The sequence below is a fragment of the Hymenobacter citatus genome (genome assembly GCF_014333615.1).
Taxonomy (GTDB): domain Bacteria; phylum Bacteroidota; class Bacteroidia; order Cytophagales; family Hymenobacteraceae; genus Hymenobacter; species Hymenobacter citatus.
Genome location: NZ_JACSCY010000008.1, coordinates 172,691 through 195,720 on the forward strand (window position 1 = coordinate 172,691; position 23,030 = coordinate 195,720).

13 protein-coding genes are annotated in these 23,030 nt (G+C 58.9%); 6 read left to right on the plus strand and 7 right to left on the minus strand.

What is annotated here, in order from left to right; genetic code table 11:
* Nucleotides 1-40: 40 nt before the first annotated feature.
* The gene (locus H8B15_RS12240; protein ID WP_187319975.1) at nt 41-4,516 is read right to left on the minus strand and encodes a CusA/CzcA family heavy metal efflux RND transporter; all 4,476 of its coding nucleotides are present in this window, start codon (nt 4,514-4,516) and stop codon (nt 41-43) included.
* A gap of 309 nt (nt 4,517-4,825) precedes the next feature.
* Nucleotides 4,826-5,233, minus strand: coding sequence for a hypothetical protein (locus tag H8B15_RS12245; RefSeq protein ID WP_187319976.1), 408 nt, complete (start codon nt 5,231-5,233; stop codon nt 4,826-4,828).
* 201 nt (nt 5,234-5,434) lie between these two features.
* On the opposite strand from H8B15_RS12245, the gene H8B15_RS12250 reads away from it, so the two are divergent.
* A complete protein-coding gene (locus H8B15_RS12250; RefSeq protein WP_187319977.1) occupies nt 5,435-6,700 on the plus strand; it encodes a zinc dependent phospholipase C family protein in 1,266 nt (421 codons plus the stop codon).
* Nucleotides 6,701-6,893: 193 nt separating this feature from the next.
* Here H8B15_RS12250 and H8B15_RS12255 read toward each other — a convergent pair whose 3' ends face one another.
* The 3 genes from H8B15_RS12255 to H8B15_RS12265 form a co-directional block, all read right to left on the minus strand.
* Nucleotides 6,894-8,303 carry a TolC family protein gene (locus tag H8B15_RS12255; RefSeq protein ID WP_187319978.1) on the minus strand — a complete coding sequence of 470 codons (1,410 nt, stop codon included), beginning with the start codon at nt 8,301-8,303 and terminating at the stop codon, nt 6,894-6,896.
* Between the two features lie 142 nt (nt 8,304-8,445).
* The gene (locus tag H8B15_RS12260; RefSeq protein WP_187319979.1) at nt 8,446-11,571 is read right to left on the minus strand and encodes an efflux RND transporter permease subunit; all 3,126 of its coding nucleotides are present in this window, start codon (nt 11,569-11,571) and stop codon (nt 8,446-8,448) included.
* Nucleotides 11,572-11,813: 242 nt separating this feature from the next.
* Nucleotides 11,814-12,941: an efflux RND transporter periplasmic adaptor subunit gene (locus H8B15_RS12265; protein WP_187319980.1), complete on the minus strand. Its 1,128-nt coding sequence runs from the start codon at nt 12,939-12,941 to the stop codon at nt 11,814-11,816.
* A 328-nt stretch (nt 12,942-13,269) separates the two neighbouring features.
* Between H8B15_RS12265 and H8B15_RS12270 the strand changes: the two genes are divergently transcribed.
* Together H8B15_RS12270 and H8B15_RS12275 are read left to right on the plus strand one after the other, a co-directional pair.
* On the plus strand, nt 13,270-13,626 hold the full coding sequence (locus H8B15_RS12270) for an MGMT family protein (protein WP_187319981.1): 357 nt from the start codon (nt 13,270-13,272) through the stop codon (nt 13,624-13,626).
* A gap of 53 nt (nt 13,627-13,679) precedes the next feature.
* Nucleotides 13,680-14,210 (plus strand): 5' nucleotidase, NT5C type, encoded by a 531-nt coding sequence (locus tag H8B15_RS12275; protein ID WP_187319982.1) that lies wholly within the window; start codon nt 13,680-13,682, stop codon nt 14,208-14,210.
* A 162-nt stretch (nt 14,211-14,372) separates the two neighbouring features.
* Here the strand turns inward: H8B15_RS12275 and bshA are convergent, their stop codons facing one another.
* Both bshA and H8B15_RS12285 read right to left on the minus strand, forming a co-directional pair.
* A complete protein-coding gene (bshA, locus tag H8B15_RS12280; protein WP_187319983.1) occupies nt 14,373-15,509 on the minus strand; it encodes an N-acetyl-alpha-D-glucosaminyl L-malate synthase BshA in 1,137 nt (378 codons plus the stop codon).
* 183 nt (nt 15,510-15,692) lie between these two features.
* On the minus strand, nt 15,693-18,653 hold the full coding sequence (locus H8B15_RS12285; protein WP_187319984.1) for a serine hydrolase domain-containing protein: 2,961 nt from the start codon (nt 18,651-18,653) through the stop codon (nt 15,693-15,695).
* Between the two features lie 271 nt (nt 18,654-18,924).
* Between H8B15_RS12285 and mutL the strand changes: the two genes are divergently transcribed.
* The 3 genes from mutL to H8B15_RS12300 all read left to right on the plus strand — a co-directional run bounded on the left by mutL (nt 18,925) and on the right by H8B15_RS12300 (nt 22,935).
* On the plus strand, nt 18,925-20,931 hold the full coding sequence (gene mutL / locus H8B15_RS12290) for a DNA mismatch repair endonuclease MutL (protein WP_187319985.1): 2,007 nt from the start codon (nt 18,925-18,927) through the stop codon (nt 20,929-20,931).
* Nucleotides 20,932-21,102: 171 nt separating this feature from the next.
* On the plus strand, nt 21,103-21,879 hold the full coding sequence (locus H8B15_RS12295; protein WP_187319986.1) for a rhomboid family intramembrane serine protease: 777 nt from the start codon (nt 21,103-21,105) through the stop codon (nt 21,877-21,879).
* A 165-nt stretch (nt 21,880-22,044) separates the two neighbouring features.
* Entirely contained in the window at nt 22,045-22,935 is an 891-nt protein-coding gene (locus H8B15_RS12300) for a rhomboid family intramembrane serine protease (RefSeq protein WP_187319987.1), read from the plus strand.
* Nucleotides 22,936-23,030: the final 95 nt, after the last annotated feature.

Genomic DNA, 23,030 nt, shown 5'->3' on the forward strand with positions numbered 1-23,030 from the left:
AAAGCTCACTCGGCACAGTCGAGCGAGGGCGTACGGCCTGCTATTCCTCCGTGCCCGTGAGGGCCTGGAGCTGGAATAGCAGTTGGTTGTAGCGGCTCACCTGGTCGAGGTAGGCTTGTTGGATTTGCCAGGCGGGCTCGGTATTCACCACGTAGGTCACGTACTCCACATCGCCGGCGCGGAAGCTTTTCTCGGCCGTGCTCAGCACTAGGCGGGCCTGGGGTAGGGCCACGGTTTCGTAGTAGCGCAGGGAGGCGCGGGCGCGGGCCAACTGCTGGCGCAGGGTGCGTAGTTGGCTATTAAGCTGCACAGTGTAGTAGTTGAGCTGGTTGGTAGCATACTGCTCGCCTAATCGGGCTGCGGCAATGCGCGCCTTTTGGACCCCGCCCAGCAGCGGCACCGCCACGCCCGCCTGTGCCACCTGGTAGCCGCCTACCCGGCTGATACTCTGATTGAAATAACCCACCCGCAAATCAGGCAGGCGGCGCAGCTTCTCCACCTTGGTTTGTTGCTGACTGATGGTTACCTCCTGCCGCAGCAGGCCCAGGGTAGGGTTGGCATCGGGCGAGAGGGCCACGGTGTCGGCGGGGTTGATGGTGGCTACCACGCTGGCCGCGGTATCCACATCCACGGGGGTAGGGTAGCCCAGCAGCACGCCCAGTTGCTGGCGCTGCACCTGCACATCGGTGAGCAGGGTGAGCAGCTGGTTTTGCAACTCCAGCATCCGGGCCTCGGCGGCCACCTGCTCCAGGCGGTTGGTTTCGCCTACCTGGTAGCGGATGCGGGCGGCGTGGGCGGCGCGGCGGTAGAGGCTATCCTGGCGGCGCAACAGCTGCACGCGACGGTAAGCAATCAGCAAATCGTAGTAGTCAGTACGGATGACGCGGGTTAACTCGCGGCGTTGGGTGCGGGCACGCTGCTCGGCGGCACCCGTCTGGTTTTCGAGCAGGCGCTTCTGAGCTGCGTAGAGGGTAGGGAAGGCCGTTTGCTGGATGATGTTGAAGCTCTGGTCGGTGGAAGCATCCGAAATCTGTCCGCGCTGGTAGTCCAGCACCGTGCGCGGCACGTCGTAGCCGGAGCGGTTCAGGGCCTGCTGCCGGCGCACCTCTAGCGCCGCCGACTGCACCAGCAGACTCTGCCCCAACCCTGCCTGCAACGCCTGCCCCACCGACAGCGGCCCGGTAGGCGGCGCCACGGCGGTTTGCCCGGCTGTGCTACCCAGCGTGTTTTGGGCCGCGGCCGCGCGGGGTAGGAGCAAACCTGTCAACGCGACCAGCATCATCAATAAAGTAGTAGCTGGTCCGATGCGTGGCGTTTCCGGGGCCGGTTTATGATGGTGTTTCAGCTCTTCCTCGGCTTGCTGCGCTTCCTCTTGCTGCTTCTCAGCCGCTTCTTCGGCTTCGGCCGTAGGGCTCGGCTCGCCATCTTTGGTGAAATAGGTGTAGAGCACCGGCAGCACTACCAGCGTGAGCAGGGTAGCCGAAATCAAGCCCCCAATCACCACCGTAGCCAACGGTTTCTGTACCTCCGCGCCGGCTGAGGTAGACAGGGCCATGGGCAGGAAGCCCAGCGAGGCCACCGCCGCCGTGAGCAGCACTGGCCGGAAACGCTCGGCAGTAGCACGCAGAACCCGTTCGCGCACGTCGTGCACACCCTCGGCGGCCAGCTCGTTTAGGCTGGCGACCAGCACAATCCCATTGAGTACGGCCACCCCAAACAGCGCAATAAACCCTACCCCCGCCGAGATACTGAACGGCATCCCGCGCAGCCACAGGGCCAGCACGCCGCCAATAGCCGCCAGCGGAATGCCCGTGAAAATGAGAGCCGCCTGCTTCATGGAACTGAACGACAGGTAGAGCAGCGTAAAAATCAGGAGCAATGACACCGGCACGGCAATGGTGAGGCGGGCCTTGGCACGCTGCAAATTCTCAAACTCGCCCCCGTATACCACCGTGTAGCCCGTGGGCAGCTTCACGCCCTGCTGAATCTTCTGCTGAATTTCCTCCACCAGACTCTGAATGTCGCGGTTGCGCACGTTCACGCCAATGTTGATGCGGCGCTGGGCGTCGTCGCGGGAGATTTGGGTAGGGGCGTTGCGGTATTGCACCTGGGCCACCTCTTCCAGCGGAATTTTCTGGCCGTTGGGCAGGTCCACGTAAAGGCGGCGCAGGTCGGCGAGGCTGGTGCGCCGGGCCGAGTCGAGGCGCACGACCAGGTCGTAGCGGCGCTCCTTTTCGTATACCTGCCCGGCCACGTCGCCCGCGAAGGAGGCGCGCAGCAGCGTGTTCAGGTCTTCCACGCGCAGCCCGTAGCGGGCCAACTTAGCGCGGTCGTAGGTCACGCGCATCTGCGGCAGGCCCACAATCTGCTCCACCTTCAGGTCGCCTACCCCCGCCAGGGGCCGGATGAGCGCGGCGGCCTGGTTGGCCTTTTCGTATAGTACTTCTAGGTCATCGCCGTAAATTTTGATGCTGATATCCGACTTCACGCCCGAAATCAGCTCATTAAACCGCATCTGAATGGGTTGCTGAAACTCCAGGTTGATGCCCGGAATACCAGCCAGCGCCTCCTGCATCTTCTCCGCCAGCCCCTCGCGCGAGTGCGCCGAGGTCCATTCTTCCTGATTTTTCAGAATCACAATCTGGTCGGAGTCTTCCAGCGACATAGGGTCGGTAGGGATTTCGGACGTGCCGATTTTGCCCACAATCTGCTGAATTTCAGGAAACTCGCGCAGTAGGGTTTTCTGCACTTTGGTGGTGGTTTTGATGCTCTGGTCCAGTGACGAGCCCGGCGCCAGCGTCACGTTTACGGCAAAGTCGCCCTCATCGAGCTGCGGAATAAACTCACCGCCCATTTTCAGGAAAATAGCCACGGCCCCCACCAGCAAGGCCACCGCCGCGCCCACCACAATAGGCCGGATGCGCAACGCCCCCCGGATGATGGGGTCGTAGCCGCGGTGCAGGGTGCTCATGATGCGGTCGGCCAGGGTGCCTTCCTCCTTAATGTCTTTGCGCAAGGCCCAGGCGGCTACGGCCGGCACGTAGGTGAGGCACAGAATCATGGCTCCGATGATGGCAAAGCTCACCGTGAGGGCCATGGGGCGGAACATCTTGCCCTCTACCCCAGTCAGCGACAGGATGGGGAAGTACACAATCAGAATGATGAGCTGCCCGAACAAGGCCGAGCGCATCAGGCGCGTGGCGGCGGTTTGGGCCACCTGGTCCATGGTCTCGTTGGCGGCCCGCTGCCGCTCGTGCACTAGGTGAAAAATCATAGCCTCCACAATAATCACGGCCCCGTCCACAATCAGCCCGAAGTCCAGCGCGCCGAGGCTCATCAGGTTGGCCGATACGCCGAACACCTTCATCATGGCCAGCGCAAACAGCATGCACAAGGGAATCATGGCCGCCACCACCAGGCCAGCGCGCAGGTTGCCCAGCAGCACCAGCAGCACAATTATCACGATGACGCCGCCTTCCAGCAGGTTTTTGCTGACCGTGTGAATGGCTTTGTCAATGAGTTTGGTGCGGTCGAGGAAGGGGAGCACGCGCACGCCGGCGGGTAGGGCTTTTTCGATCTGCGCCACCCGCTCCTTCACGTTTTTGATGGTGGCCTCGGAGCTGGCGCCCTTCAGCATCAGCACAATACCGCCCACGGCCTCGCCCTGGCCGTTGCGCGTCATGGCGCCGTAGCGCACGGCGTGGCCAAACTGCACGGTCGTCACGTCGCCTACCAGCAGGGGCACGCTGCCCACTTGCTTCACCACAATCTGCCGGATGTCGTCCAGGGATTCTACCCTACCCTCGCCGCGGATGAAGTAGGCATTGGGGCCGCGCTCCAGGTAGCTGCCGCCGGTGTTGCCGTTGCCGGTTTGCAAGGCCTGCATCAGCTCGGGCAGACTCACGCCGGCCGAGGCCAGCCGCTCGGGGTTCACACTCACCTCGTACTGGCGCACGTAGCCGCCGAAGCTGCTCACATCTACCACGCCCGGCGTGCCGGATAGCTGGCGCTTCACAATCCAGTCCTGCATGTCGCGCAGGGCCGAGAGGGAGTACTGGCCTTTGTACTTGGGGTCGACTTCCAGTGAATACTGAAAAATCTCGCCCAAGCCCGTGGTGATGGGCGCCATAGTAGGCGTGCCTAGCCCCGCGCCCAGGTCGGCCTGGGCCGTGGTGAGCTTCTCGGCCACCAGCTGGCGCGTGAGGTAGGTGTCCACGTCTTCCTCAAACACCACCGTGATAACGGAGAGGCCAAAGCGCGAAATAGAGCGAATTTCACGCACGTTGGGGATGGTGCGCAGCTGCAATTCCAGCGGAATGGTGAGCAACTGCTCCACCTCCTGCGCCGCCAGCGCCGGCGACTGGGTGATGACCTGGACCTGGTTGTTGGTGACGTCGGGGATGGCATCCAGCGGCAGGGTAGTGGCCGCGTAGCCGCCCCAAGCCACCAGGGCAAGCAGCATCAGAGCAACAAGGAGCTTGTTGCGGATACTTAGGGCAATAATTCGGGAGAGCATGAGCAAATAGGCAAAGCCGCGCTTCGCCGGAATACGACCTAGCCCCGGCGCGCTTACCGCATACGGCAGGCGCGGCCACGGGTAGCCGGGTTGGTTTTAGAAGGAGAGGGGAGGCTGACCGGCCACATGAACCGGCTGGGGTAGGGGCGACTTGCAGCCGCCCGCGGGGTAGGGTAGGGCTAGGACTAGTGATCCGTCAGAAATAGGCAGCCTGTCAGCAAGTAGCTGCTTCCTAGTATGAACGGTGTGCCGAATACTAGCAACGGCACCCAATAGTCCTGCGAGCGGCTGCAAGCCGCCCCTACCCACTTAGGCCCGTGGTGGTTGCAATAGCGCCCTGCTAAAGCTGAAGGCATACGACGTGGCTTCGCTGACGCGATGAGCCGGCGCGGGCCAGTGTACGCGCAAGGGCACTACCACGGGCCGGGCCGGCAGCACGTAGGCCGCCATCACGCAGTCGTGGTGGCTGTGCAGCGGCAGCTTTTGGTGCTCAATGTTGTGCTGGGCCGAGTGCGCGTGCAGGTAGTGCGTGGTATTGGGGCTGTAGTGCAGCACCAGAAACTCGCTCAGCGACAGGCTGCCACCTGCCACGGTGTGGTGGTATTGGTAGTGGTCCAGCAGCTCGGGCAGCTTCGTCAGTTCCGACAAATCATTTTGCGGAATCAGGCTGCCCGCGAGCATCAAGAACGCTAGAAAGAAAGCCAGCACGGATTTCATGCGAGCAAAGGTACGGCAGAAAGCCCGTTTGTGTGGGGAGGTATCCTTAGAATTGGCTTAAGTTGGGTGCCAACGCAGGCAGCGGTTCCAGTAATTCGCCATCGAGCTGAACACTATTTCAAAGAGTAGTACCAACTTCAGTGCAACTTTTGCGTAGGTGCACTCTACCCCACGGCTCATTGCTCTTGGGAAACTGCTACTATGCAAAAAATCCTGTTCCTGGGCAGCCTGCTGCTGTTATTGCTGTGGTGGCCATCCTCCGCCGCTGCGTATTCGGTGCTCACGCACCAAGCCAACGTCGACTCGGTGTGGCGGCGCTGCCTGGTGCCGCTGCTGGCTAAGCGCTACCCTGGCGCTACCCCGGAGGAGTGGAAATCGGCCAAGGCGTATGCCTACGGCGGGTCCATTATTCAAGATATGGGCTACTACCCGTTCGGCTCCAAGCTATTCACCAATTTGGCGCACTACGTGCGCAGCGGTGACTTTGTGCAAAATATGCTGAACGAGGCCCACGACCGGGAGGAGTACGCCTTTGCCCTGGGCGCGCTGGCCCACTATGTGGCCGATATTAAAGGCCATTCCGAAGGCACCAACCGCGCCATGCCCTCGGTGTACCCCAAGCTGGCGGCTGAGTTTGGCAATTACATCACCTACGAGCAGGCGCCCATTCAACACACGCAGCTGGAGTTTGCCTTTGATGTGGTGCAGCTAGCCGCTGGGCGCTACCGCTCCGATAAGTACCACGATTTTATCGGCTTCAAGGTGGATAAAGACCTGCTAGAGCGGGCTTTCCAGAAAACCTACGGCCTGGAGCTGGGCCAGATTGTATTCAACGTAGACCTAAGCATCAGCGCCTACCGCTTCTCGGTGATGCAGCTGATTCCGACGGCCTCGCGGGCGGCCTGGCATGCCGAGCGCAAGAATATCAAGAAGCTGGACAAACGCGCCCGTCGCCGCGACTACGTGTACCGCGTGAACCAGCGCGAATATCGCCGCGAGTTCGGCACCACTGATTTCGACAAGCCGGGCTTCGGGGCCAAAATTCTGTCAAAAGCCATTCAGGTGCTGCCCAAAATTGGCCCGCTCCGGCCCTTTGCCTTCAAGCTGCCCACCCCCGAGGCGCAGAAGTTTTTCAAGGAAAGCTTTCAGCAAGTGATGGAGGACTACTGCAAAGTGCTGACGAAAACCAAAACGCTGGCCGCCGAGCAAAATCCCGACCTCCCCAACTATGACTTCGACACGGGCCACGCCACCAAGCTAGGCGAGTACCCGCTGGCCGACGAAACCTACGGCGAGCTACTCCGCAAGCTGCACGACAAGAAGTTTGAAGGCATGACCCCCGAGCTGCGCCAGAGCATCCTGGCGTTCTTCTCCAACACCCCGCCCCAAAAGCCCGCCGACGAAGACGAAAAAAAGAAAATAGAGCAAACCGAAGCGGCCCTAGCCGATTTGCGAGCGATGAAGTAGGGTAGGAGGGTGTGAGGGTGTGAGGGTAGGAAGAAAAAAGCGTGTGTCATCCTGAGCTTGCGAAGGACCTTATGCCAGTTGAACGAGTCGTTGTGACGAATATCGTTCTGACGTGATAAGGTCCTTCGCAAGCTCAGGATGACACGCGCTTTTTTCTTCCTACCCCCACACCCTCCTACCTTTCTACCCTAAACTACTCCCCCTGCACCAAGCCACTGCTCAAACGCCGCAGGGCGGTTTCGGCTTGTTTGGCGTCGTAGCGGATGTCGAGGAGGCGTACTTCGGCGGCGAGCTGGGTGTTTTGGGCCACGCGCAGGTCCAGGGGCGTGAGCAGACCCAGACGGTAGCGCTCCAGGGCAATAGCCACGTTTTGGCGTGCCAGCTTGATATTGTCTTCTTCCAGCTGCAACAGCTGCAAGCGGTTCTGATAGCGCACGTAGGCTTGCTCCAGCTCCGCATCGAGCTGCAATTGGGTTTGATCGAGCTGGAGCTTGGTTTGGAGTTCCGTCACGCGGGCGTTCTGTTCCAGGCGCGTGCGGTTGAAGCCGTCAAAAATCGGGATGGAGGCCTGCACACCGTAGCCAGGACCATACACGCGGCTCACGTTGGACCCCAAAAAACTACCTTGTTGCGTGTTGATAAAGATGGCGTTGTTGATGTTGCGCGTGAGGCCGTAGCTACCCGTAAGCGACAGGGTAGGGTAGCGGCTGGCCCGAATCAGGCGGCGGTCGTAGGTAGCCACGCTGGTATTCAGTTGGGCCTGTTGCAAGCGCGGGTTGCGCTGGCGCACGGCCTGGGCAATAGCATCGTGGTTGAGGCCGCGGGCTACCACAATCGAGTCGGTAGGCTGAAAATCGACGTTGGGCGCCCGGCTCAGCAGGTTGTTCAAGTTGATTTTGGCCGTAGCCAATAGCTCCTGCTGCTGAATGAGCAGGGAGCGGTCGGCATTGAAGTCCACCTGCGCCGTGAGTAGATTCACCTTAGCCGTGAGGCCCACGTCTACCTGCGCTTGGGTCAGGTCGATGCGCGCCTGCCCGATGTTCAGGGCTTCTTCCAGCGACTTAATCTTGCCCGACTCGCGCACCACGGCGTAGTAGGCGTCGGTGATATCGGCAATGGTTTGCTCCACCGTCGTGCGCGTCACCTCCCGCTGAAACTGCTCCAGCGTGCGCAAGCGGTCCAGGGCAATAAACATCCCGAGGCCATCAAAAATCGTCCAGTTCAGGTTGGCCGTGGCCGCCAGGGCATTGGCCTTGCCGCCACGTACCACGCGCGGGTCGTTGTTGTTGAGCTGCTGGCGGGAATTGTTGACGTTGAACGTGCGCAGGGCGTTGCCACTGATAACGGGCAGTTGGCCTGCGTTGCCACGGGTTACGTTGTTGCTGGCAATTTCCTCGTCGCGCCGGGCCAGCAAGATGCCGTAGTTGCTTTGTAAGCCCATGCGCAGAGCTTCTTCCAGGGAAAGCGGCGGGGCAGGCACCACGGTAGCCGGCTTTTCGGTTTGGGGCTTGGCTTCGGGCTTGGGAAGCTGCTGCGCCACCGCTACGCCACTCAACAGGAAACAGGAGGTAAGAAAAAAGCAGAAACGGGTAGCAGAAAACATGCGGGGCAGACTAGGCGGGGAGGAACGGATGCCCGTCATGCTGAGCTTGTCGAAGCATCTCTACCAGGAGTAATTCTGTTGATTGAAATTACTCCCGGTAGAGATGCTTCGACAAGCTCAGCATGACGGTTTATTTGAATAATTACGCCGGTTGCAGCTCGCGCTGCTCTGTAGGTAGGGGTTGGTCTTGCGAGGTGTCGGCGCCCGACGTGGGCTTGTGCTTTTTTGCCGTAGCAAAGTAGGAGTACATCACCGGCACCACGTACAGCGTAAGGATGGTAGCAAACAGCAAGCCGCCTACTACCCCAATGCCCATGGCCCGGCGGCTAAACGCGCCCGCACCCGTGGCTACGGCAATGGGCAAAATACCCAGCACGGCGCACAGCGAGGTCATCAGAATAGGACGGAAGCGGGCCGTGGCACCTTCCACCAAGCCCGTCATGTAGTCGAGGCCGTGCTCCACGCGCTGGTTGGCAAACTCCACAATCAGGATACCGTTCTTCGTCACCAGCCCTACCAGCATGATGATGCCGATTTGCGAGAACAGGTTGAGGGTCTGGTTGAAATACCACAAGCTCAGCAGCGCGCCTGCCAGTGCCAGCGGCACCGTAATCATGATAATGCCCGGGTCGCGGAAGCTTTCAAACTGCGCGGCCAGAATCAGGTAGATCAGTACCAAGGCCAGCCCAAAGGCAAACAGCAGCGACGAGGAGCTTTCCTCAAAGTCGCGCGAGGCACCCGACAGGGCCGTGCTAAAGGAGTCGTCCAGGGTTTTATCGGCAATGCGGCGCATGGCGGCAATGCCGTCGCCCAGAGTTTTGTTGGGGCTGAGCGCCGCCGATATAGTGGCCGCATTGTAGCGGTTGAAGCGGTAGAGTTGGGGCGGCGTGCTCTGCTCTTCTAGCCGAATCACGTTGTCGAGCTGGATGAGCTTGCCCTCACGGTTTTTCACGTAGAGCGTGCGCACATCCAGTGGCTGATTGCGGTCTTCGCGCGCCACTTGCCCAATAATCTGATACTGCTTGCTGTCTTTGATGAAGTAGCCGTAGCGCGCCCCGCTCAGGCCGGCCTGCAAGGTTTGCGAAATATCCTGCACCGACACGCCTAAACTTTGTGCCTTCTCGCGGTCAATAATCACGCGCAACTCAGGCTTGCTGAACTTCAGGTTCACATCCACAAAGCTGAAGGTAGGGTCCTGACGAGCTGCATCCAGGAACTTAGGCACAGCATCGCGCAGCTTCTCGAAGTTCTGGGTTTGCAGTACAAATTGCACTGGCAAGCCCCCGCCGCTGTTGCCAATGCTCTGGTCCTGCGATACAGAGGTGCGGCCATTGGTAAGCTGCTTCACGCTGAGGGTCAACTTATCAGCCAATTGTTGCTGACTCATGGGGCGGTTTTCGGCATCCACCAGCAGAATGCGGGCAATACCTGTGTTTACAACACCCGCGCCGCCGCCACCGCTCGGAGCCGTTACAGTCAGCACATTGTCCAGGTTTTCAGTGCCCACCGAGTCAATAATCATTCTTGTGAGCCGATCCATGTAGGCGGTCATGTATTCGAACGACGCGCCCTCAGGGCCAGTGGCATTCACGTTGATGCGGTTCCGGTCTTCTATTGGAGCCAGCTCGGAGGGTAGGGCGCCCATAAAGAACCAAATGCCTACCCCCGTGCCTACCACCATCAGCCAGGCCCAGTAGCGGTTGCGCAGAAAGGCTTCCAGGCTATGGCGGTAGCCGGTGGTCAGGCGCTCGAAGAAGGGCTCCGTTTTGCGGTAAAACCAGTTGTGCGTTTCCTGCCGCTTCAGAATCTGCGAGCACATCATGGGCGTGAGTGTGAGCGACACAAAGGCCGATATCAGTACCGAGCCCGCCAGTACAATTCCAAACTCGCGGAACAAGCGCCCTGTGATGCCTTCCAAGAAGATAACGGGTAGGAACACCGCGGCCAACACCACCGTGGTCGATACCACGGCCATCAGAATCTCCTCCGAGCCCTTAATGGCCGCTTCCCGCGGGTCGTCGCCGGCTTCAATACGCGAGTAGATATTTTCCAATACCACAATGGCGTCGTCTACTACCAGGCTGATGGCCAGTACGATGGCCAACAGCGTGAGCACGTTGATAGAGAAGTCCAGCAGGTACATAATAAAGAAAATACCCACCAAGGATACCGGAATAGCCACCACCGGAATAATAGTGGAGCGGAAGTCGCGCAGGAACAGAAAAATCACCACTACTACCAGCACGAAGGCCTCAATAATGGTGTGCTCTACCTCGCCAATAGAAGCCCGGATAAACACCGAGTTATCAAAACCGGTGCTCAGCTTCAAGTCTTCGGGCAAGTCCTTCTTATACTGCTCAATGCGCCGGTTGAACTCGTTGGCAATTTCAATCTGGTTGGAGCCCGGCTGCGGCACGGCGTTGATGCCTACCATCGGAAAGCCGTTGCGCGCCAACGACGACTGATCGTTTTCGGGGTAGAGCTCGGCCGTGCCCACGTCAGACAGCCGCACCAGCGCGGTGGGGTCGTTACGAAGAATCAGGTTGTTGAAGTCCTCCACCGAGTACAGGCGGCCCATAGTGCGCAGTGTGAGCTGAGTGGCTTCGCCCTGCACAGCACCGCCGGGCAGCTCCACGTTTTCGCGGCGCAGGGCCGTTTGCACGTCCACCGGCGAGATGCCCAGTGCGGCCATCTTCACGGGGTCTAGCCACAGGCGCATCGAGTATTTTCGCTCGCCCCACACCCGCACTTCACTCACGCCGGGAATGGTTTGCAGCCGTTCGCGCAGCACGTTGTTGGCGTAGTCGGTCAGCTCTAGCAGGCTGCGCTTGCTGCTGCTCAGGTACACCAGCACAATGGGTTGCGAGTCGGCGTTGGCCTTGCTCACCGTGGGCGGGTCCACGTCGTCGGGGAGGCGCCGCTGGGCCGCCGATACCTTGTCGCGCACGTCGTTGGCGGCGGCTTCCAGGTTGGCGTCCAGATCAAACTCCACGCTGATCTGGGAGCGGCCGTCGCGGGAGGTAGAGGTTAGGTTGCGGATACCCGCAATGCCGTTGATACCCTCCTCCAGCGGCTCCGTAATCTGCGACTGAATCACGTCGGCCGACGCGCCGGTATAGGTGGTCGACACCGAAATAAACGGCGGGTCGACGCTCGGATATTCCCGAATGCTGAGGTAGCGAAACCCGATGACGCCAAAAATCACGATGAGCAAGCTCATCACAATGGCCAAAACCGGGCGGTTGATGCTGGTGGAAGATAAACTCATGGGTGGAGGGAAGTAGAAAGAACGACAACTCCCCTCCTCAGTTGAGACGGGGATGCTTTGGCGTTAGCCAAAGCTGGGATGGTTGGCTCGTTGCTGATGTTGTTTATAAAACAGTACTAACTATATGATTATCTGTTTGGTAGTTGTTCGTGCGACGTTAACAACATCAGCAACGAGCCAACCACCTCAGTTGCCGCTGAAGCGGCAACATTCCCTTCTCAGTTGAGGAGGGGCGTGTCGTTCTATTTTTGCACGGCTACCTTGTCGCCGGCTTTTATTTGCAGAATACCCGTCCGGATCAGCGAATCGCCCACGGTTAGGCCCTCGGTGATTTCAATAAGCTTCGTGGAGCGGTTGCCGATTTTCACCTTGCGCGACTCCGCTTTCCCATCCTTCACAACGTACACCGTGTAGCCACTGGCATCCGGAATAACAGCCTCAGTCGGAATCTGCAAAGCCTCGGTGGTAGCGCCCAGCTCCAGATTAACCTTCACGAAAGCGCCAGGGCGCAACTCATCCTGTGCGTTGGGGTAAAGAGCCCGCACCTGCAAGGTGCGCGAAACAGGGTCAATCTGGGGATTGATGGCATACACTTTTGCCCGATATTTTTTGGTAGTGCCTTCGTCGGTTACCGTTACGGGGTCGCCTACCTTCACGGCATTGGAAAAGCGGCTGGGTACGGCAAAGTCGATTTTTACGGGACGAATACGGGAGAGCGTCGTAATCTGCGTGCCGGGGCTTACGTAGGTGCCCACGGTGGCAGTCGTCAGCCCAAGCACACCGCTAAAGGGCGCCCGCACATAGGCTTTGGCCAAGGCAGCACGTAGCGCCTGCTCATCGGCGCGGGCCGTAAGCAGCAGGTTGTTGGTTTGCTCGTATTCCTGGGCGCTGATATATTCCTTCTCCAGCAGCGTGCGTTGGCGCTTTTCCTGGTCCTGGTATAGCTTCAGGTTGAAAGCCTGCCGCTTCAAATTGGCCTGAATCTCGTCGGCGTTGATGGTGAACAGCAACTGGCCTTTTTTCACCGGTTGGCCTTCCTTGATGTTGAGGCTGGTAATCTTGCCCGAAATCTCACTCTGAATCACCACCGACTCATCGGCCAGCACCGAGCCCGTAGCGGCTACCACATTGGAAAGGCTGGTCGCCTTCACCGGGTATACCTGTACTGGGACGCGACTGGCCGTTTTGCTACCCGCAGCCTTGCCTCCACCTTTGCTACCCTTGCCCCCAGCCTCGGGCGAAGGAAAGAACTTGTACTTCACAAAAACCAGCGCGCCTATAACGGCCAGGACAATGATAATTCCGAGAATCCGACGACCGGGGCTGGTTGTCGAAGTGGTTTCTACTTCCTCTCGCTCCTGCGTTTGCATGTAATAAAGGCGTGATTACTAATAGGTAAGCGTGAATGGCGCTGGGTGGCAATCCATCACAACGACGGGTAGGGCGTTAGAGTTTAGCGGAAAACAACTTCTCTGCCGACTTACCCTTGCTAAGACACAGAAAAAGCCTGCGAGTTGCAGGCTTTTTCTGGGAAAGCGGCTGTTTATATCGCTTTCCAGTGCTGTAGTGTAGTGCGCTATTTGTCCAGCATATGGATCGTTATTAATTTCTCCAACACATGTGCTGCTGCAACGCAATGGGTTGCCGACTACCGGTCTGGCTCTCATTACTAGATGCTGCCCCGTACTTTTACACCCTATGAGCGTTCCTAAAAATCCCACCCAAGCACAGCGCAATTTCTTTCAGGACGTGCACGAAGTGGTGCGCCTGGTACCGTCCGGCCGCGTAACGACCTACGGTGCTATTGCCAACTACCTGGGTGCCCGCCACGGTGCGCGCATGGTAGGCTGGGCCATGATGGCCGCCCATACGGCTCACCAACCGGTACCCGCACACCGCGTTATCAACCGGCTGGGGCTGCTCACGGGCCGGCAGCACTTCGCTACTTCCACCGCCATGCAGGAGGCGCTGGAGGCCGAAGGTGTGCGGGTGGTGGAAGACCAAGTGCAAAACTTTCGGGAGCTGTTCTGGGACCCGGCCGCGGAGCTGGAGTAGTAAAACGAAGTGGCCGTTTACCTGTTCGTAGGAGTAACCGATAATCAGAACGCATGACCAAACAACGCATTGCCGTGGATATGGACGAGGTAATTGCCGACTCCATTGCCCGCTTTCAGGAGTGGTATCTCCGAGATTATAAAATAGAGCTGACTCTGGACCAGCTACAAGGCAAAAGTGCCCATCAGGCTGTAGCGCCAGAGCACCAGCCCATCATCCGCGACTACGTGAACCGGGAAGGCTTCTTCCGCGACCTGCCCATTATCAAAGATAGCCAACAGGTGCTGCGTGCCTTATCGGAGCGGTACGAGCTGTTTATTGCCACGGCGGCCATGGAGTTTCCCAACTGCTTCCGCGACAAATACGACTGGCTGCAACAGCACTTTCCGTTCATCCCGTGGCCCAACTACGTGTTCTGCGGCGACAAAAGTATCCTCAACGCCGACTATCTCATCGACGACAACGCCTTTAATTTTGAGCGTTTCCGGGGCGAGGGTATCCTATTTAATGCCCCACACAACATCCACGAAACCGGCTACCGCCGCGTGCATAGCTGGCAGGAGGTAGGGGAGCTGCTGCTGTGAGGGGAGGGGTAGAAGCAGGTGGAAGCTAAAAAGTAGAACGTCATGCTGAGCTTGTCGAAGCATCTCGCGTGCTGATGGCGGATAGTAACTCCAACATCAGCACGCGAGATGCTTCGACAAGCTCAGCATGACGTTCCTTTAAACTTTCTACAATGCCCTACCCTATACCGATGCCAGCTGCGCCTTGATGGCGCGGCGGTAGCAGTCTTCGTACAGGGGTACAATCTTGTCTACCTCAAACTCCTCGGCGCGGGCTAGGGCGGCTGCCTTGAATCGGGGTAGGTTTTCGTCGCGCAGGATAAATAGGGCTTGCTGCACCATATCTGGCACGTCGCCGATTTCGCTAACGGTGCCAGTCACGCCGTTGATATTCAGCTCGGGAATGCCACCGGCGTTGGTGCTCAGCACCGGTACTTCGCAGGCCATGGCTTCCAGCGCCGCCAGCCCAAAACTTTCTTTTTCTGAAGGCATTAGGAATAGGTCCGTCACGCTCAGAACTTCCTCCACGGCTTCCAGCTTGCCCAGGAAGCGCACGTCTTGGTGGTGCTCCAGCTCCCGCACAATTTTCTCGATGCGCGGGCGGTCGGGACCGTCGCCTACCAGCAGCAGCTTAACCGGAATCTGCTCACGCACGCCGGCAAAGATGCGCACCACGTCCTCCACGCGCTTCACCGAGCGGAAGTTGGATGTATGCGTGAGTAGCTTCTCACCGTTGGGCGCAATGGCCGCCCGGAAGTGCTCCTTGTTCTGTTTCTTGAAGCGCTCCAAGTTGATGAAATTCGGAATTACCTCAATGTCCTTTTCGATGGCGAAGTACTCGTAGGTCTCGCGCCGCAGATCAGCCGATACGGCCGTCACGCCGTCGCTCTGGTTGATGCTGAACGTGACTACGGGCTCGTAGCTGGCGTCTTTGCCCACCAGTGTAATATCGGTGCCGTGCAGGGTCGTTACTACCGGCACCCGAATGCCGCGGGTGAGCAGAATCTGCTTGGCCATATACGCCGCCGAAGCGTGCGGAATGGCGTAGTGCACGTGCAGCACATCCAGCTTTTCGTTCTGCACAATGTCTACCATCTTGCTCGCTAGCGCCAGCTCGTAGGGCGGAAACTGAAACAAGGGGTAGGGCGGAATGTATACCTCGTGGTAGAACAGATTCTCGTTGAAAAAATCGAGGCGCACGGGCTGGCTGTAGGTGATAAAGTGCACCCGGTGACCCTTTAGCGCCAGGGCTTTACCTAGCTCGGTGGCTACCACGCCGGAGCCGCCAAAAGTGGGGTAACAAACAATGCCGATATTCATAGGTAGGGCAGGCAGAGGCGCAAAGAGATGCGCGAATGGTGGAAGGGGAGTCTGAAAAATAAGAACCGGATACGGCCGCAGGGTTGCAAATGCTACAAGCAAAACCGGCGGCCTACCACCTAAAACAGGTGCCGGGCCGCCGGTTGCGGAGCTACTCAGAAGAAAATGCAATCAGCCAACAGCTCATGTCTTTTGCAGTGCTTTGTAGATAACGTCGTGAATGCGCGTGCGGATATTGTACTGCACCAGTTTGCGGTTGCTGGCGTCGGGGTACACGCGGTTAGAAAGAAAGATGTATACGATTTTGTTTTCGGGATCGAGCCACACGCAGGTGCCTGTGAAGCCCGTATGCCCAAACGTGCTGGCCGGCGACAGGTTGGAAGTCGGCCCCGATTCCTTCTCCGGCGTGCCTTTGTCCCAGCCCAGCGCCCGGCGGTTGCCAGCCACGCCACTGGTACGCACAAAGTCCGTAACCACCGGCGTGCGGAAGTAGCGCGCGCCACCGTAGTTACCGTTCTGCAAGTCCATCTGCATCAGAATAGCCAAGTCGTTGGCATTCGAAAATAAGCCTGCATGCCCCGCAATGCCGCCCACCAGCGCGGCCGATTGGTCGTGCACGTTGCCCTGCAACAGGGTGTGGCGGTAGTAGTTGTCGTTTTCAGTGGGGGCGATGCAGGATTTGGGGAAGCGGTTGAGCGGATTGTAGGTCATCGACCCCAGCCCCAGCGGCTTGTAGAAGGTAGCGTCCAGAAAATCCTCGATGGGCTGCTTCAAAATCCGCTCGCACAGGTGCTTCATTATTATGAAGCTTAAGTCACTGTATTCCACGGGATACTTTCCCTTCACCTTAGGCAGCAGCGCCGAATTGATAGTCCAGGCCCACACCGAATCGGCGGCGGTTTTCACGCTGTACAGTTCAGGCGTGACTTCGTTGGGGAACTGCGCGGTGCTGGTGGTGGCGTAGTAAGCAGGCTTAGGACCGGCGCTGGTCACGGTCTTCTCCCAGGTAGCAATACCCGGTTTCAGGCCAGCCTGGTGCAGGAGCACGTCGCGCACCAGCATGTCGCGCTTGTTGCTGTTGCGTAATTCGGGTAGGTAGGCAGATACTTTCTCATCGAGGTTGAGTTTGCCCTGATCTTTCAGGTACATCACCGCCTGCAAAGTGCCGGCTACTTTGGTCACGGAGGCCAGGTCGTAGAGCGTGCTGTTGCTCACGGGCTGTTCCTTGTTGTAGGTGTAGTAGCCGTAGCTTTTGTCGAACACCACAGCACCGTTCTTAGCCACCAGCACCTGGCAGCCGGGTGCGGCGGCGTAGGCCACCGTTTCGAGGGCAATGTTGTCGATCTGTGCCAGTACTTTTGAGTCCAGCCCCTCGCTTTCGGGGGTGGTGTAGCGCAGGCGGCGCAGGTCGGGGGTAGGCAGGCCCACGCCCGCCTTCAGGGTAGGCGACACCGTAACGGGCAACTGGCCCTTGGCCGGCAACGCCCCAAACAGCACCTGCGGCACCACCAACTGCGAGGCGTAGTTGTCTTCGTAGCCGCACACCAGCGTGCGGGCGTCTTCCAAATACTTCAGCGAGTAGGCATTGCCCATGGCCACCACTACCACCTTCAGGTGCGGGTTGGCTTGCAGGCGTTTCAGGAAGGTGAGGGTGCCATCGCCCAGCCCGTAGTTGTGGGTGGGCGTGTTGTTCATATTGTGCAGGCTCACCACCACCGTGTTGTAGGGTGTGAGGCGCGTGAGGATCTGCTCGAAGGTAGAGTCGGGCGCGTAGCGGTTGCTGATGGCGTACACCGGCCCCGGCTGGTACTTGTTCATCGTTTCGCCAAACGTGCTACCCGGCTTTGTGCCAATGGTAATGGTGGCGATGCGCAGGGTATCCAGGCGCTGCAAGGGGAGGAGGTCGTCCTGATTTTTAGCTACCGTGGTGGCGTGCTCATAAATCTGCTGCTGCACGGTGCGGGCCGCGGGGCGGTCCAGGTTCTGCATTAGGTTGGGCACATCCACGGGCTGGTAGCGGTTGAGGCCGGCCCAGAATTTAGCCCGCAAGATCTTGCGCACCCGCTGGTCAATGTCTTCTTGCTGAATTCGGCCCGCTGCTACGGCTTCTTTGATCTTTTGCAGGGCCATCGGCACATCTTCCGAGAACAGCAGCACGTCGTTGCCGGCCACCAGGGCCATGGCGTCTACCTCACCGGGCTTGTAGTAGCTGGTTACGCCCTTCATGTTGAGCGCATCCGTGAATACCAGGCCCTTATAGTTCATTTTTTGCTTCAGCAAGCCCGTCACCAGGTTTGGCGAAAGGGTAGCCGAGAGCGTGCGCACAGTGTCGAACAGCGGCATGTAGAGGTGCCCGACCATCACGCCCATCACGCCCCGCTCAAACGCCTTCTGAAACGGGTAGAGGTCCACGTTGGTGAGGCGGGCCATGTCGGTGTTGATAACCGGTAGGGCCACGTGCGAGTCGGTATCGGTGTCGCCGTGGCCGGGAAAATGCTTGGCTACGGCCATAATGCCGTGGTCCTGCAACCCGCTGATATAGGCCAGCCCGGCGCGGGCTACCCGGTCCTTGTCTTCCCCAAACGAGCGGTTGCCGATGACTGGGTTCAGCGGATTCGAGTTCACGTCAATCACCGGCGAAAAGCTCACCTGTACACCCAATGTTTTGAGCATCAAGGCAATTTCGCGGCCCATCTGGTACACGTACCGGTCGTCGTCCATGGCGCCCAGGGTCATTTCCTTGGCAAAGTGCATGGTGGAGTCGAGGCGCATATCCAGGCCCCACTCGGCATCGAGGGCAATGAGCAGGGGCACTTTGGCCTCGGCCTGGTAGCGGTTGGTGAGGATGGCTTGCCGGCGCGGCCCGCCCTGCAAAAACATCAGCCCGCCCACGTTGTAGTTCTTCACCAGCGCATCAATGCCCTGCACGTGGCGGCGGTCCTTATTGGAGTAGGCGGCCACCATAAACAGCTGACCCAGGCGCTGATCGGGCGTGAGCGAGGTGAACACGCTATCCACCCAGTTTTGCTCGGCCAGGGAGGTAGGGGCGGCTTCGCGGGCCGTGCGCGGGGCGGCCGCTGAAATCATCAGACCAATAAGCGCCACGAAAACCAGCAGAAGTCGAATGCGAAAATCCTTGAGCATGGGCGCCGTGGGGTGCGTCTGAAACAGGCGTAAAGTTGAAACCGAGCGGAAATAGCCCTACTTTTGTTATCCGTCCGGGCCAGCCAAACCAGCTTTTTTTGGGCCAGTTGCGTGCTGCTCAAGCTGCTGCAAAAAGCCGCGGTAGTCCGCTAGGGTAACAAAAGTTGACTACAAACTTACGGATAATTTCGCCGTGCCGGTTGTGGTCAAGCGCATGCCCTTCTTCTTTTTAACGCGTAAACTCTTCTTCCCGCCCCGCGGTTTCTGAGGAATGGCAGACATTATCCAGTTGCTTCCCGAATACCTGGCCAACCAGATTGCCGCCGGCGAGGTGGTGCAGCGTCCGGCTTCGGTGGTGAAGGAACTGCTCGAAAACGCCGTGGACGCTGGCGCCACGCAAGTACAGCTCATCATTAAAGACGCCGGCAAGCAGCTGGTGCAGGTAGTCGACAACGGCCTGGGCATGTCGCCCACCGATGCGCGCATGAGCCTGGAGCGCCACGCTACCAGCAAGATTCGCTCAACGGAAGATCTGTTCAAGATTCGGACGCTGGGCTTCCGGGGCGAGGCGCTGGCGAGTATTGCGGCCGTGTCGCAGTTGGAGCTGCGCACCAAGCCGCGCCAGCAGGAAACCGGTACGCTCCTGCTAGTAGAAGGCTCCAGTATCAGCAGTCAGCAGCCCGTGGCCTGCCCCGATGGCACCAGCATCAGCGTGAAGAACTTGTTCTTTAACGTGCCGGCGCGGCGCAACTTTCTTAAAAGCAACGCCGTGGAGATGCGCCATATTCTGGACGAGTTTCAGCATGTGGCATTGGCCAATCCGCAAATTGGGTTTTCGCTGCACCAAAACGAGCTAGAGGTGTTCAACCTGCCGGCGGGCAAGCTCAGCCAGCGCATTGTGGCGCTGCTGGGCAACGGCTACAAGGAGCAGTTGGCGCAGGTGGAGGAGGTAACGCCCTTTCTGGCCGTGCGCGGCTACATCGGCAAGCCAGCCTCGGCCAAGAAGAGTAGGGGCGACCAGTTTTTCTTCGTCAACAACCGCTTCATTCGCTCGGCCTACCTCAACCACGCCGTGCTCACGGCCTACGAGGGCCTGCTCCCCCGCGATACGCACCCGTTCTACGTGCTGTTTTTGGAGCTGGATCCTAAGGCCATCGACATCAACGTGCACCCTACCAAGACGGAAATCAAGTTCGAGGACGAGAAAACCGTGTACGCCATTGTGCGGTCGGCCGTGAAGCAGTCGTTAGGCATTCACAACATGGCGCCCTCGCTGGATTTTGAGGGCGACGTGAATTTTGCGCCCATTCAGCCGCTACGCATAACGCCGGCTACCCCCAGCACGCCCAACCGTTTCGACGACGCCCGCCGCCCCGATGCGCTGGCCGCCGCCGCCAGCGGGGCCGCCAGCCAGGTGCGCCAGTCCACCTCCAAAACTGACAAAGCCGCCGACTACGAGCGGCCCCTACCCCCGCGCCCTACCGAGCAAGCCAAGCGCGACCTGGAAGATTTCTACAAGTCCCTGGGTCAGCTCTCGGCCGCCGACCTGGAAGGCGAGGCCCCGGCCGCGCCCAAACAGAAGGCCGGAGCCGCTGCCGCGCCTACCGACATGGCCGCTTTCCTGAGCGCCCTACCCCCCAAAGCGCCGGCCGCGCCGCCCGTAGAGGCCAACCCCGAGTTGCCCCTGCGCGAAACCGCCAACGGCCCCGGCAACCGCGTGCTGCAAGTGCATCAGCAGTATTTGCTGGTGCCCGTAAAATCGGGAGTGATGCTGATTGACCAGGTAGCGGCCCGCGAGCGGATTTTGTTTGAGCAGTATGCCCAGGCGCTGGAGCGCGAGGGCGGCGCCTCGCAAACGCTGCTGTTTCCGCGTACCGTCACGTTTTCGCCCCAGGATTTTGCGGTGCTGCGCGAGGTGACTGATGCTCTGCACGCGCTGGGGTTCCGGTTCACGGAGTTTGGCAAGTTTACGGTGGCCGTGGAGGGCATTCCGGCCGACGTGCCCGCCCGCGACGAGCAGGCCTTGCTGGAAGGCCTCATCGAGCAGTTCCGGACCCACGCCGGCCCCGTGAAGCTCGACCGGCGCGAGCAGGTAGCGCGCGCCTTGGCGCGCCGCGTGGCCAGTAGCGCTGCCACCGCCCGCCTCTCCGACCTGGAAATGAACGCTCTGGCCGACCGCCTCTTTGCCTGCCAGGTGCCCGGCTACACCCCCGACGGCCGCCGCACACTGGTACTGCTGGAACTCAACCAGATTCAGGACTTTTTCCGTAAGCCGTGAGGTAAATGGCTGAAATTCGTTTGTCGTCTTACACCCATCTGTCATCCTGAGCGGAGCGAAGGACCTTCTCACGTTGGAACGACCATCATAGCAACGACTCGTTCACACGTGAGAAGGTCCTTCGCTCCGCTCAGGATGACAGACGATTTATAACTTCCCTACCTTCTTTCGATGTTCAACCTCACCCCGGCCGTCCGGAATATTCTACTGCTTAACGTACTCGTGTTCGTGGCGCAGCAGGTGCTCGGCGACCAGACGATTATGCTGGCGCTGTTCCCGGTGGGCTCGCCTAACTACCAGCCATGGCAGTTCCTGACGTACATGTTCATGCATGGTGGGTTTATGCACATCCTGTTCAATATGTTCGCGCTTATCAGTTTCGGGCCGTTGCTGGAAATGCAATGGGGCGCCAACCGCTTCCTGACGTTTTGGCTGATTTGCGGGGTAGGGGCTGGCGTATTGTATTCGGGCGTGCGCTATTACGAGCTGGATAAAATGAATCAGGCGCGGATAGAATTCCGCCAAGACCCTACTCCCGGCAACTACGCCGATTTTTTCCGAGCCTACCTCCCGGAAGCCCCGTACCAGCAGAATGCGCAAATCCTAAAGCAGAGTCCTACCCCCGCCAACATTGCCCAAGCCACACAAAACCTGGATGATGTGTTTAATCAGAGCTTCAACGTACCGATGCTAGGCGCGTCGGGCGCAATTTTTGGGATTCTGATGGCGTTTGCTTACCTGTTTCCAAATACGGAGTTGATGCTCTTGTTCATTCCGTTTCCAGTGAAGGCTAAGTATATGGTGTTCGGCTATGCGGCCTTCGAGCTGTTTCAGGGCGTGCACCGCGTGCCGGGCGACACTGTGGCACACTTCGCCCACCTGGGCGGAATGTTGATTGGCTTCATTGTGTTAAAAATCTGGGAGCGAAGCCGCGGCCAGTTTTATTAAGTTGTGAAGAGGAACGTCATTTCGACCGCAGGGAGAAATCTCGCGTGCTGATGATGGGTAGTAATTTTCACTTCACAAGATAAGATTACCGGGAGCCCGCGGGATTTCTTCCTGCGTTTGAAATGACGTTCTTGCTCGCAACCGGCACTTCCTTTCATCTTCTCTATGAGCATCTTTAACGACATCCGGACTGCCTTCAACCGCCGCGACAACTCGCTTAATCAGTTGTTGCTGATTAACGTGCTGGTGTTTGTAGTCCTGCAACTGATTCGGGTGGTGATGTGGCTGAGCGGGCTGCCGTATTACAGCAGCGTTATCGAGCAGCTTGCCCTACCATCCAACCTCTCGTGGCTGGCTTACCGCCCTTGGACAGTACTGACCTATGCTTTTGTGCATGAGGGTTTTCTGCATATACTCTTCAACTTGCTGAACCTCTATTGGTTCGGCTCGCTGATTCGGGAATACCTCGGTGAGCGAAAGGTGACAAGCCTGTATATACTGGGCGCACTGGCTGGCGCGGCGCTATTTCTGCTGGGCTACAACCTCATTCCAAAGCTTCAGCAGTTGGGACCAACGATTGTGCTAGGTGCTTCGGGCGCTGTGGTAGCCATTGTGGTAGGTGCTGCTACCCTGTTGCCCAATTATGAGTTCAACTTGATTCTAATTGGTCCGGTCCGCATCAAATACATTGCAGCGGTGCTGGTGCTTATCGCCATTTTCGGCCTCGATGGAGGCAACACGGGCGGCGAAATGGCCCACATTGGCGGCGCTATTCTAGGCTTCACCTTTATCAAGCAATTGCAAGCTGGCCGCGACTTGGGCCGCCCTATCCTCGCTATCGGCGACTGGGTAGGGGGCTTGTTCACGGGGCGGCCCAACCTGCGCGTGTCGCACCGCAACCGCGCCACGGTGCCGCCCACCACCAAGGCCCGCAAAGGCCCCGCCCAGCCCGACGCCGAGGACATCGACTCCATCCTGGATAAGATTTCGCGCTCTGGCTACGAGAGCCTCTCGAAAGAAGAAAAGCAAAAGCTTTTCCGAGCCAGTCAACAGTAAAGCAAAGTATAAATACAGCATTTGGGCCGAGCAAAGCACGTGTGAAAACGTGCTTTGCTCGGCCCAAATGTTTAAATGGCGCTACTGTGTCAGGC

Excerpts from the sequence above, each read along its gene's own strand:
- H8B15_RS12240 (WP_187319975.1), bottom strand. The coding sequence starts at position 4,516 with ATGCTCTCCCGAATTATTGCCCTAAGTATCCGCAACAAGCTCCTTGTT.
- H8B15_RS12245 (WP_187319976.1), bottom strand. The coding sequence starts at position 5,233 with ATGAAATCCGTGCTGGCTTTCTTTCTAGCGTTCTTGATGCTCGCGGGC.
- H8B15_RS12250 (WP_187319977.1), top strand. The coding sequence starts at position 5,435 with ATGCAAAAAATCCTGTTCCTGGGCAGCCTGCTGCTGTTATTGCTGTGG.
- H8B15_RS12255 (WP_187319978.1), bottom strand. The coding sequence starts at position 8,303 with ATGTTTTCTGCTACCCGTTTCTGCTTTTTTCTTACCTCCTGTTTCCTG.
- H8B15_RS12260 (WP_187319979.1), bottom strand. The coding sequence starts at position 11,571 with ATGAGTTTATCTTCCACCAGCATCAACCGCCCGGTTTTGGCCATTGTG.
- H8B15_RS12265 (WP_187319980.1), bottom strand. The coding sequence starts at position 12,941 with ATGCAAACGCAGGAGCGAGAGGAAGTAGAAACCACTTCGACAACCAGC.
- H8B15_RS12270 (WP_187319981.1), top strand. The coding sequence starts at position 13,270 with ATGAGCGTTCCTAAAAATCCCACCCAAGCACAGCGCAATTTCTTTCAG.
- H8B15_RS12275 (WP_187319982.1), top strand. The coding sequence starts at position 13,680 with ATGACCAAACAACGCATTGCCGTGGATATGGACGAGGTAATTGCCGAC.
- bshA (WP_187319983.1), bottom strand. The coding sequence starts at position 15,509 with ATGAATATCGGCATTGTTTGTTACCCCACTTTTGGCGGCTCCGGCGTG.
- H8B15_RS12285 (WP_187319984.1), bottom strand. The coding sequence starts at position 18,653 with ATGCTCAAGGATTTTCGCATTCGACTTCTGCTGGTTTTCGTGGCGCTT.
- mutL (WP_187319985.1), top strand. The coding sequence starts at position 18,925 with ATGGCAGACATTATCCAGTTGCTTCCCGAATACCTGGCCAACCAGATT.
- H8B15_RS12295 (WP_187319986.1), top strand. The coding sequence starts at position 21,103 with ATGTTCAACCTCACCCCGGCCGTCCGGAATATTCTACTGCTTAACGTA.
- H8B15_RS12300 (WP_187319987.1), top strand. The coding sequence starts at position 22,045 with ATGAGCATCTTTAACGACATCCGGACTGCCTTCAACCGCCGCGACAAC.